At 70.6% G+C, this 11,144-nt stretch carries 9 protein-coding genes; 6 read left to right on the top strand and 3 right to left on the bottom strand.

What is annotated here, in order from left to right; genetic code table 11:
- The coding region (locus tag C3492_RS36635) for a sel1 repeat family protein (RefSeq protein WP_103816942.1) at positions 1 to 2,128 on the bottom strand (2,128 nt) is incomplete at its 3' end.
- Between the two features lie 79 nt (positions 2,129 to 2,207).
- Here C3492_RS36635 and C3492_RS36630 point away from each other — a divergent pair.
- Complete coding sequence (locus C3492_RS36630) at positions 2,208 to 2,408, top strand: hypothetical protein (protein ID WP_103816941.1); 201 nt, start codon at positions 2,208 to 2,210, stop codon at positions 2,406 to 2,408.
- Here the strand turns inward: C3492_RS36630 and C3492_RS44950 are convergent.
- Together C3492_RS44950 and C3492_RS44945 are read right to left on the bottom strand one after the other, a co-directional pair.
- The gene (locus tag C3492_RS44950; protein ID WP_181140732.1) at positions 2,377 to 3,255 is read right to left on the bottom strand and encodes a hypothetical protein; all 879 of its coding nucleotides are present in this window, start codon (positions 3,253 to 3,255) and stop codon (positions 2,377 to 2,379) included. The genes C3492_RS36630 and C3492_RS44950 overlap by 32 nt on opposite strands.
- 396 nt (positions 3,256 to 3,651) lie before the next feature.
- On the bottom strand, positions 3,652 to 3,822 hold the full coding sequence (locus tag C3492_RS44945) for a hypothetical protein (RefSeq protein WP_181140731.1): 171 nt from the start codon (positions 3,820 to 3,822) through the stop codon (positions 3,652 to 3,654).
- Between the two features lie 547 nt (positions 3,823 to 4,369).
- Between C3492_RS44945 and C3492_RS36620 the strand changes: the two genes are divergently transcribed.
- From C3492_RS36620 to C3492_RS36595, 5 genes are all read left to right on the top strand, one after another.
- Positions 4,370 to 4,552: a hypothetical protein gene (locus C3492_RS36620; protein ID WP_103816940.1), complete on the top strand. Its 183-nt coding sequence runs from the start codon at positions 4,370 to 4,372 to the stop codon at positions 4,550 to 4,552.
- A gap of 370 nt (positions 4,553 to 4,922) precedes the next feature.
- Positions 4,923 to 7,703: a protein kinase gene (locus C3492_RS36615; protein ID WP_146075765.1), complete on the top strand. Its 2,781-nt coding sequence runs from the start codon at positions 4,923 to 4,925 to the stop codon at positions 7,701 to 7,703.
- Between the two features lie 135 nt (positions 7,704 to 7,838).
- Positions 7,839 to 8,855: a DUF4238 domain-containing protein gene (locus C3492_RS36610; protein WP_258056109.1), complete on the top strand. Its 1,017-nt coding sequence runs from the start codon at positions 7,839 to 7,841 to the stop codon at positions 8,853 to 8,855.
- A 733-nt stretch (positions 8,856 to 9,588) separates the two neighbouring features.
- Positions 9,589 to 10,653 carry a site-specific integrase gene (locus C3492_RS36600; RefSeq protein WP_219822118.1) on the top strand — a complete coding sequence of 355 codons (1,065 nt, stop codon included), beginning with the start codon at positions 9,589 to 9,591 and terminating at the stop codon, positions 10,651 to 10,653.
- On the top strand, positions 10,650 to 10,964 hold the full coding sequence (locus C3492_RS36595) for a helix-turn-helix transcriptional regulator (protein ID WP_103816937.1): 315 nt from the start codon (positions 10,650 to 10,652) through the stop codon (positions 10,962 to 10,964). The genes C3492_RS36600 and C3492_RS36595 overlap by 4 nt, the downstream gene beginning before the upstream one ends.
- The last annotated feature ends 180 nt before the right edge of the window (positions 10,965 to 11,144 follow it).

Genomic DNA, 11,144 nt, shown 5'->3' with positions numbered 1-11,144 from the left:
CGGTCAGCGCACCCGTGTCACCCGCGGCGGCAGCCCGGCACGCCAGAGTTTCGGCGCCCTCCCGATCCCCAGCCTCCTCCCGCATCCGCACCAACTGGCTCAGCGCACCGGTGTCACCAGTGTCGGCGGCCTGCCAGTAGAGGGTTTCGGCACCCTCCTGGTCCCCGGCCTGCCACCGCAATGCTGCGAGGCGGAACAGGACACTGGGGTGACCAGCTTCGATGATCTGCCGGTAGAGGGTTTCGGCGCCCTCCCGATCATCGCGAGCCAGCCGCATCTCCGCCAGATTGGTCAGGACCCCCAGGTAGCCGGCCTCGGCGAGCTGCCAGGCCAGAGCTTCGGCGCCCTCCCGATCTCCGGTCCTCTCCCGCATCCACGCGAGATTGATCAGACTGGCCAGGGCTAAGTCATCGCCGCCAGTGGCAGCGGCCTGCCGGTGGAGCGCTTCAGCATCCTGCCGGTCTCCGGCTTCCTCTCGCCAACGGGCCAACTCGGTCGACGCACCGACGTGGCCTGCCTCGATGGCCTGCCGGTAGAGGCTTTCGGCGCCCTCCCGATCCCCGACTTCCCCCCGCAGGCGCGCCAATGGCACCAAAGCACCGGTTTCCCCGGCGTCGGCAACCTTGCGCCAGAGGTGATACGCCCACTGCAGGCGCAGCCGACTGTGGGCGGCGGTGGCGAGGTTGGAAAGATCGAGTGGGTCTGTGAGATAGGTGTGAGCGGCGTGCCAGAAGGAGTCGGGGGGGCAGAGCTGTCGGCGGGTGTTGCGGCCGTGCTGGTCGAGATAGTCGGCCAGGCGGAAGACCGGTCCTGACACCGGGACGGCCGTCACTGCGGATGCGGGAGCACCGCCCGGAGGTCGTCGCCGGGGACGGATGGCGGTACGGCGCAGGGGGGCCTGTCCGTGGGCGGGGTCGGCTAGGTCAGCGAAGGCTGCTTCGGCCCAGTCCTCGGTGAGCTGGTCGTAGTCGTCGTCGCTGAGATAGTCGATGGCGGCGTCGATGAGGAACGCCTGCGGGAGATGGGGTCCGACGCCGAGGCGGCGGGCGTCCATGGCTGCCTGCAGCAGGACTCTGACGGGCGGGGTGGCTTGTTCGTAGCGACGTACGAGTTCGGGTGCGCCAGCGAGGTCCTGGGTGACTCGTCCGTGGGCGTGAGCGCGGGTGAGGGCGTCGGCCAGCAACCGGTCGCCGTCTCGGGCGAGGGTGGAGGCGGCACGGAGGGCTTCGTCGTCGAAGGCGTCGGGGATGGTGAGGGTGCGTCCGGACAGCAGTTCACGGACCCGGCTGTGCGGGTCGGGTTGCCCGGGTTGCGGCAGTGTGGTGTACGACTTGGCGTACTCGGGCCACAGGGTTCCCAGGACGAGGACCGGTCCGCGACTGGTCTCGGTGAGCAGTGTGTGCAGTGCGGCCGCGATGCGCTCGCCGACGTCCGAGCGGCCGAGATAGTGCTGGGCCTCGTTGAGCCATACCACCGTGCGGGGCGCCACTCGGCCGAGGTCGGCGAGCGCGGCTTCAACCCGGGTCGGATCGTACGGGTGCCAAAGGCACCATCCCCGCGCGGCCAGTGGCTGGACGGCCTCCCAGCACGCCCGTGTCTTACCGGTCGACGACGACCCCACAAGAATCAGCATCCGGCTGCGGCCCTGCGCTGCCTCGGCCACCGCCCCGGCCAGTACCTGGTCGTGGGCGCGACGGACGTAGGCGGGCAGCACCCGCTGCGCGCGGGAACCCGCACCGGCTGCGGTGGCGGCGGTTCCGGCGGGGTGGACCTCCAGATCGTGGGGGTCCCACTGCCCGATCGGTTTGCCCGGCCCCTCGTGCCGCGCAGGACCGGTCTCGCCCGCCGCCGTCCGTCTCAGCTCCAGCATCTGGCCGGCCGGCAGGCCCAGTTCGCCGGCTAGCGCCGTGACCGTCGCGGCAGAGGGGACGGGGCCGCCGGCCTGGAAGGCCGCCTGGACGGTCGTGCGCGCGAGTCGGGTGCGGGTGGCGAGCTGGGTCTTGGTCAGTCGCTTGTGGGCCAGAGCGTCTTCCAGCCGGTTGCGTAGTTCGGTGAGCGCCGCCTCACGCCCATCGGCATCCCCGCCCACGTGCACCCCCAGTGCTGTGTGTTCAACGGTGTCCATCATCGTCCGGTCGGACCATGGCGGACACCGTTTCGGCGACCTTGGGCCACGTCAACATTCCAGCCTCTACGGGGAGATCGCCGTGAACCGCATCGCCATCGTCCTGCTTGCCACCGCCGTGGTCTTCGTCCTCGCGCTCCTGGCCGCCGCAGCCGCGGGTACGCTCGCCCGCATCGACGGTGCCACGTACCCTGCCGCGCTCATGCGCGCGGCCACCACCTTCGCCGCCGTCCTCACCCTCGCCGCCGCCGTCACCGGAGCACTCGCCCAGTTCCTCCCCTGAGCCTGCCGGCCCGACGGCCAAGGGCCCGCCCGGCTCGGCGAGAACCTGCTCCAGCGCGCACGTGCTGCATCTCCGAGAGGCTGGGGCCCCGCGGTTGCCCGAGCGCCGGAACCATGGCCTCGTCCGGGCGGGAGGCCGCTGGGTGGCTGGCAGCAGCGTCCGGTCCTCGCCTGTCAACCCGTGCTGTCTGGCCCTGTCTCCCGCCGTCAGCCGCGCCTTCGCCGGACTCAACCCCGCCGGCCAATAGGCGCTCCATTCGGTGCTGGTAGCGGTGGAGGTCTTCGGCCCAGCCGGGGACGAGGAGGTACTGCACGGTGCTCAGGGTGATCGCCGCCTCCCCCAGCCGGCCGACGGGGGCGACTCCTCCGGCGCGCACCCACTGGTCCCACATCACGTCGTCCATCAGCTCGGCCAGCACCTCAGGGCCGGCGCGTTCCTGGAGCAGCTTCATGAGGGTGGAGGAGGCCTTGGTGCAGGCGCGGACCGCCTCGCACAGCAGGATGCCGTCCGCGCGTTCCAGGGCATGAACCAGCCCGGGCAGTCCGTTCGTCAGTGGGGAGAGAGCCCGCAGGTCGGTTTCGGCTTCGTCGGCGGCGACGTGAGCGGCGGTCATCCGTTCGAGCTGCTCAGGTGGCCCGGTCCACACGCTGCGCCAGGCGTCGGTGAGTTCTTCGGGGCTGACGTCGGCCATGCCGCCGGTCAGCAGTCGGGCGCCGATACGGACCAGCGTGGAGTCGAAGGGATTGGACACCGTGCGGGGATTGGGCAAGGTGATGCCCTCGGTGGCGGCATGGGCCCGCAGGAGTCCGTCCAGGTCCCGTCCGATGACGCGCCGCCCCTGCAGCAACCGCTCGGCGAGGTCCTGTCGGGCGTCGAAGGCGGCGTCGCTGTCGCCCCGCGGGATCTGGGCCAGGGTGATGCCTGCCTGACGCAGGGGCAGTTGGATGGTCCAGAATCAGGGCCTGGCGCAGCAGTGCGGTGCTCTGTTCAGTGGCGTCGATCGCCCAGAACGTCCAGCCGATCCAGCTGATGCCGCGGCCTGGACAGGAGAGGGCGGCGAGCCAGGCGGCTCGGTGGACGACGTCAGGGCGCAGCACGCTGGTTTCGGGGTCGGTCCACTGGTCGGTGGGGGCCAGCCAGTGCTTGGCGCGCCAGCGTTCGAACTGGTGGGGGGTGGCGGTCAGTCCGCAGCGACGGACCTCGGCGGCCAGGGCGAGCTCCGCGGCGGTGGGCGGGGTGCGGGTCACAGACCCCTCCCGCGGTCCGGGCCGGCGACGGTGTAGACGGCGGTCGCCGTGGTGAGGGCGCTGGTCCACTGCTGGCTCCGGGCGGCCAGCACGGCGGCTGCGGTCACCAGCAGCCACAGCAGGACCCGGTGAGCGGCATCCGGTCCGGGCTGTTGTGTTCTCTTCACGGTCGGGCTCCTTTCGTGCCGGCCCTCCGAGGCGGAGGTGGCGCTTCTATCTGGTCACACCGGCTGCGCGCGGATGGGAAAAACCTCGCGGGGCATCCCGCCGGCTGTCGTCGGAGGTACGCCGTAGTTCGCCGTATGGTGCCGTACCTGACGTGAACGGCCGCGTACTGGCTTCGAGTTGAACCGTGGACGTGGCCCGTGCTTGTCGCATCAGGACGCTGTCGAAGACTGGTCGGTGCCGCCGCCCGCGGCAGCAATCGGCGTGGCTCCGGACTAGGCCCCTGGGGGCGGCAGCTGCTGGGGGCTCAGGTCCTCGCGTACGCGCAGGTAGCGGACGGGATGCCGGTGGCGGTCCTCGTCCACCGCGGTGTCCTTATCTCGTCGACGGCAGGGGCGGGCCGAGAGCCGCGCGTGCCCACGGGTGCAGGTCAGCGGCCCGCTGGGGCGGGCAGGTATCCGGCAGGAGGCAGACCGCCGGGCCCAACGCGATCGAGATCCTGTCGGTCCTCGCCGACGACCTCACCCCCAGTAGGAGGCCACTGCCGGGATGGAACGGGAACGGCTCACCCGCCTCGCAGTGCCCTCCCTGGGATACCTCCGCCCCGGTCACGAGATGGCGGACGCACGGGAGATCGTCCTCACGTTTACCCTGTGGGCGGGCCCGCATCTGGCCGCGCTACTTGACTACGACTACGGGCGGATCCACGCCTACACCGGCGCCCGGAACTGATCGGCAACGACGCGCCACCCATGCGCGGCGGAGCCAGTGCGATAGCGGTCGAGGCGGAACGGCTGATCTGAGGAGCGCTGCGGCCAGTGACCGGCCGGGGCCCGGCACCAGGCAGGCCTGGTCGCCCCTCTGCCGCGCGGTACCCGCCCCGGCGGGGAAGCGCTGCACGCCGCGACGGCCGCGAGAGCGGAGGAACGGTGACGCCGTCGGACCGGCGCCGGTCGGAGGGTTCCAGGGCCGGGGGCCAGGGAGCGGGCCTTGGTGAAGTGGGGACTGAACTCTGTGATCGGCACGTGTGGTGTCCTGTCTGTGCGCGACAATCGGGTCTTCGGGCGTTGTGCCCGGTGGGCACGATGCACGGGGTGGGTCGATGGAAGACGTACGGGAGTTGGTGGCCGAGTACGGTCAGTGCCACAGCACTGAACTGTCCGAGTCGGACAGGCACCGGCTCCTGGGCGAGGTGGTTGCGGCCCTGATCCGGCGCACCGATGAGGAAGCGACGGTGGATTTTCGCGCGCCGGGTGAGCCGGCCGTGTTCTTCGAACTCGCCGGACGCGACTACGCGGTCACCGTGGTGTCGGTCTCCGGACTTGATGTGGCCAAGGCCGCCCGGGCAGCCGTGCGGGCACGGGAGCAGCGGAGTCTGGGGCCGGGGGTGCGCTGGGTTCTGGTGTGCGCACGGACTCCCGGCCGTGCGGTCGACGATGATCTGCGGGCGGTCGTGGGCGGGCAGGGCGTGCTCCTTGACCAGGACCACTTGGAGGCAGCCGTGTGTGGGCTTGCCTCGCTCGCCTGGCTGATTCGTGCCGCTTTCCGCACGCCGAGGCCGCCGTACACGCCGCTGCACGAACTCCTGCTGCAGGAACCGGTGGAGGCGGCTCCGCCGTTGTCCCTGCCGTCCCGTTTGTCCGGCCCGGTCACCGTGCCGGTCCGGACTGAGCCGGGTATCACTGCCTCTCTTGTTCTGGCCGGGCAGGACTGGACGTCGCGTCCGAGCGGGCTTGCCTTGGAGTCGCCGGAGCGGGCGCTGGTCACCACCGAGTCGGGGCTTGCGGAGGTGAATCTGCGGCGGGGCGGGCTGCGGTGGCGGCTGTCGCTGCCGGGCGTGCACGGCGCCGCTGTCGTGTTGCCGGACGGAGCCGTGTTTGTGCTGTGCGGGCCGGCGGTGGTGATGTGGCATGGCGGCGTGCTGCGGGCGGTGGGCGGCGGGTTCGAGACGAATGCCAGCCTGCTGACGGGTCCCGATGGAAGTGTGTGGGTGTTGTCCGGATCGGGGGCAACGTTCGGCGCCAGCACCGGCTCTACCCTCGCACTGACCCGGCTCGGCGACCGGGCAGGCGATCAGCAGCGGTTCGCCATCGCCTTCGACGCGGCGGTGCGGTCGGCCGCCTGGCTGGACGAGCGGCGCTTCCTCCTTGCTGCCGGCGGGCACAGCGCCGTCGTCGACCTCGCCGTCGGCACGAGCGCCGGCGGGCGCGAGGACTGGACGGTGACTCCGGTGTCCTACCCAGGGCACGTGGCGCGCGGTGGCGGCGATGCCGTCCTGGTGGCCGGGCGGGCCGGTTCCGGCATCGGCGTGGAACTGCACACCCTCGACGCTGCGGCCCGCAAGAGCGATGCGGCCGCCGAGATACAGCTCGGCGAGGTGCTGGGCCTGGCCCAGAGCCCCGAGGGCGGGCCCGCCTACCTGCTGGGCGCACTGCCGACGAACGACATCGGCGCCATCCACCCCGTCCTGATGAAGATCACCGGCCACTTCCCTGCCGGATCGCCCGTGGTTGAGGAGCAGGCGCCGGTGCACGCCGCCGATCCCTACGCCGAGGTCCGCCGGCGAGCCCGCGGCGAGCGCGACGACTACGCCCTGGAGAAGTTCCCGCTTCCGGGCGGCGCCGAAGGCGGCATGGGGATCGTCCACGAGGCCCTCCACAAGCCAACGAAGACCGTCGTCGCCTTCAAGAAGCCGAAGTCGCTGCGCGAGAAGCTCACCGCGCGAATGCGGCACGAGGTCGAGGTCGCCCAGCGGCTCGGCGGGAACCGCCACGTCATGCCGGTCCTCGACTTCAGCCCGCGGGGCGAGTGGTTCGTCATGCCGCTGGCCCAGGCCACCGCCGAGCAGCTTCAGCCGGAACTGCAGCACGACGGCGACGAACTGCGGGCCCTGGTGGACGCGGTCGCGGCCGCGCTGGCCGACGCCCACCGTCTCGGGTACCTGCACCGGGACATCAAGCCGGCCAACATCCTGCACCTCGACGGCCGGTGGGTTCTCGGCGACTGGGGCATCGTGCGCCGCCCTCACGGTCAGACGACCACCCCTGGGCGCACCGGCCGGGAGATCGGCACGGCCGAATTCCGCGCTCCCGAGCTGTCCGTCGATCCTCACAACGCCACTCCCTCAAGTGACATCTACAGTCTGGGTAAGGTCATCGGCTGGCTGCTGACGGGCACCGAGCCCGAGGCCAACGTGCCGCTGCTTCCGCCGCCTGGCAGCCCCTGGCGTGCGGTCGTAAAGCAATGCTCTTTCCGGGAGCCGTCGAACCGGCCGCAGACCATCGAGGAATTCCTCGACCTGGTCGAGCGCGAGATGGCCGCGCGCCTGGAGCTGCCCATCGCGCGGGCGCAGGAGCTTGTGCAGAAAGCCGAGGACGGGGACACCGAGGCAGCCCGTCGGCTGCTCGCGCTCGCCGCCGACCACGGCGGCGACTACGAGTTGTACCTGGATGCCCTGCCGCGCCTGGACATGGACCTCGCCGCACCGCTGCTGCTCGCCAACACCGAACAAGCTCTCACCCTGGTCGCGGCGATGACCGGGCACGTCGACGGAGACGGCACCGGCTGGCCGCACTACAACGAAGCCAAGAGAGCCATCGCATGGCTGCGCGGGGTCGCTGACCACGCCGCCCGTGAAGAGAACTGGGATCTGATGGAGGAGGCGGCCCGCGGCATGTGCACGTGGGACGCGGCATCCAACGAGTACGACCAGCAGGACGTAACCCAGGATTGGCTGCGCGCCTTGCGTGGCCAGGCCGCTCAGATCCTCGCCGGTGCGCTGCGGGAGCACCCTGGAAGTGCGCGCTACTACTACAAGTTGGCCAGAGAGCGCTCGGTGGACATGGCCATCCGCAGCGCCATCGCCGCCGCGACCGACCGCTGATCGCAAAGGACATCGGCGCCAGGCACGGTCGGGCGCTGAGGAGGAGGCGGCGCGTGTGCCACACCGGTGGAACGCGCTCGACGACGTGGGGGGGGGCTGGTTGTGGGGGCGAACACGGCGAAGGAGCACCACTTGGTGCCGCAGTACTGGCTGCGGGCCTTCGCCGAGGACGGGCACGTCCTCGGACGGCGGCGCGGCGGCGGGGAGCATCGCACCCCGGTGCGGCGCGCGGCCGTGGCCCGGCACTTCAACACCGATCCCCTCGCCGAGGGCGAACGGCGCGTGGCTTTGGAGACCTATCTGGACCGGCACGTCGACGGCCCGTGTGCGCCGGTTCTGCGCGCCTTGCGTGAGGGACAGTGGCCGCTGGACGAGGCGCGATACGCGGTCGCGCTGGACGCGCTGGCCTGGCAGGTGGTGCGCACCCAGGCGTTCAGGTCCTTCGATGAACAGGTGGGCCGGCATCTGTTCCCGGCCCTGTGGGCGCTGGAGGCAGTGGGGTACTGCGAGGAGCGGCTGGGGCGGCCGCTGTCGCAGGCGGAGCGGCTTGAGGTGTTCTGGACGGCTGTACGGACGGCGCCCGACCCGTCGTTGATCGCTGACCCGCGCTCGGTGCTGCGCGCCATGATCCGCGCCTTCGAGCGCACCCGCGGCCTTCTCGCTGCCCCGGGCCGGCGCCTGGTACTGCTGCGCTCGGCGGAGCCTCGGCTGGTCCTGGCCGACAGCGGAGTGGCCCTGCGTCGCAAGGACGGCACCGTCAGCCTCACTCCCCCGCTGCTGCCCGAGACGATCGAGGTCTTCGCTCCGTTGTCCCCGACATGCCTGCTGATCTCCACACCTCGCGCGCACTACCGCCCGGAGCAGGGCCTCACCCGGAAAATCGCCGCCAAGGCCAACGCCGGGGCAGCAGCCTGGTGCCAGGACGCCGTCTACCGGCTGCCGTCCATGCCCTGGCCCGCCCACCTGCCGCTCGCCGAGACCGCGCTGGAGGTCCGGCCTCCGCGGCTGTCTGCGGTACCCGCGCAGCAACCGGCCGGCCCCGCACCCGCCCACCCCGACATCCGCCGCGGTGAGCTGCGTACCCTTTTGGATCAGCTCAGTCATGCACCCGCAGATCAGCTTCCGGGCTCGGGGACAGACGGTGGGAGGTGAGTGTGGCCTTGCTGGCCGCGCCGGTATGACGGCACGCCCGGGGCGAGACGAACGCGCCGCGTGTCCGCGCCGTCGCTGCGTCCGTCACTGTCGCCGAAGCGGACCCGCGGCGCGAACGCGGCGGCGTCCTGGGCGAAGGCGGATCTTGGTCAGCACAGCGGGTCCCAGCAGCGTGTCAGCGCTGCCTGGCTCGGCGAAGGTGCGGGGGCAGCACGTCGAGGGTGTGTCGAGTTGGCTCACACGGGCCCGAAGGGCCGAGGCGCAAGGCCCGGAACCTGATGGGAGGGCCGGGGTACCTCGTTGCTGGCGCAGTCGCGCGCAACGCGGCCGACCGCGACCTTGGGCTGAGACTGCGCAACCGCCCGGCCAGCGCCCCCTGGTGGGAAAGGACCGCCAGCGACCGCCTCTACTGCCACGTATCCCGACGACGTCCACCGGTTTTTCCTATTTGGTCTTGTCGGTGGGGTTCCTAGGCCGCTTGTTCGGGCGGTAGCTAGGCCCATTCATGATCACCTGGTGGCTGGTGTTGATGAGCCGGTCCAGGAGGGACTCGGCTACGACGGGGTTGGGGAAGAGGGGATACCAGTCATCTGGGGCTGGCACTTGTTCCCCGTGAAGAGTTTCTGCTGCCGCCTGGCCGTATCCCCTTCCCGCTGCCCTCGTTGATTCTCGTGGCGGCACGCCGGTTTTCCAGGTGCTGCCTTAACTGTTCAGGTGCGAGGAAGGTGTGCCGGTGGCCGAGGCGAGACTGCAGGTCATCGCGGGCGGGGCCATCCCGCAGGAGCCGCTGACGACGGATCCGTGGCAGTTCCAGACCGCGTGCGTCGATGCGTTCGTTGCCTCGTGGAGGGCCCGTGGGTTCAGTCCGGTGACCATCGACAACGACATCGGCTTGCTGGAGCGGACCCTCAAAGCCTTGGGTCGGCCCGCGTGGGAGGTGACGCCCGAGGACATCGACCGCGTGGTCGGGGACCTGGCGGTCCAAGGCCGCAAGACATCCACCCGGCGCGAGTATGTGCAGATCTTCAAGGGCTTCCACCGGTTCCTGCAGGCCCGCAAGGCGGCCGAGATCGAGGGCGCGTTCGGCGACCGCAGGGTCTGCCCGATCGACGAGTTCAATGCCTCCCGTCACGTCGGCGACGATTCCCCGGCCCTGTTGCCGCCGCCGACGCCGGAGCGGGTGGGCGAGTTCTTCGACTTCATGAAGCGGCGGATCGCGACCGCGAGGAAGTACGGACCCGCCGCGCGGGACTATGCGATGTTCCGGACGCTATATCACGCCGGGCTCCGCTCGGAGGAGGCATCACTGCTGGAGAAGCCGGACCTGCACTTCTCCCGCGGCCCGTTCGGCAAACTCCATGTCCGGTTCGGTAAGGGCGCCCATACGTCCGGACCACGGCCGCGGTGGGTGCCTATGCTGGATGGCCTCGATCTGGTGCTGCGATGGTTCCTGGAGGACGTGCGGCCCAAGTTCCCCGACTCGCCGGTGCTGTTCGCCGACGAGTCCGGTGGCAGCCTCCATCGCGGGACCATCCGCAACCGCCTGCGCTATCTGATGGAACTCGAAGGCCGGCCGGCGGCCGAGAGGTTCAGCCCGCATGCGTTGAGAAGAGCGTGCGCGACCCACAACTACGAACGGGGTGTCGACCTGGTGGCGATCCAGCAGATGCTCGGTCACTGGACGGTCAGCTCGACCATGCGTTATGTCCGGCCGTCAGCGACATTCATCGAGGATGCCTATCAGCGTGCGGTCGCCAGCACTCTGGCCGAGCTGAGCGGGAAGGACACCACAGCGTGAAGATTCAATGGCGGCTGCGGATGGCCGCCGCCCAGCGCGAAGTGTGGACCGGCACCGAACTGCGGCGGCTGCTGGCCGAGAAGGCGGGCCTGGAGCTGTCCTCGGCGTCGGTGTCCGCCCTGTTCACCAAGGAGCCCTCGCAGGTGAAGATGACCACACTGGCCGCGTTGTGCACCGCGCTGGAGTGCACCCCCAACGACCTGATCGAGGTCGACACCACCCCCATCGAGCGGCCGATCGCGCCCCCTCGCCCGGTCGCCGACCTGCCGCAGGCCGCCTCGGCCCGGGGCCGGTCGATGCCGCCTCTGTGACGGCAGGCCGGGATGGGCAAGAAGCAACGCGACTGTGTCACCTGCGGCGAACCGGTCGGCTATCTCGACCGCCAGCACTGCTGGCGGTGCTGGCGTCGTATGAAAGAGGAAGCCACCAAGGCCCCTTGCCCCTCCTGCGGTCTCGACCGCGTGCTGCAGAACGACACCGGCCGGTGCATC

Origin of the sequence: Streptomyces sp. Ru62, assembly GCF_002920615.1 — a bacterium.
In the GTDB taxonomy this organism is placed as follows: Bacteria; Actinomycetota; Actinomycetes; order Streptomycetales; family Streptomycetaceae; genus Streptomyces.
This window is presented reverse-complemented; position numbering and strand designations above follow the sequence as displayed.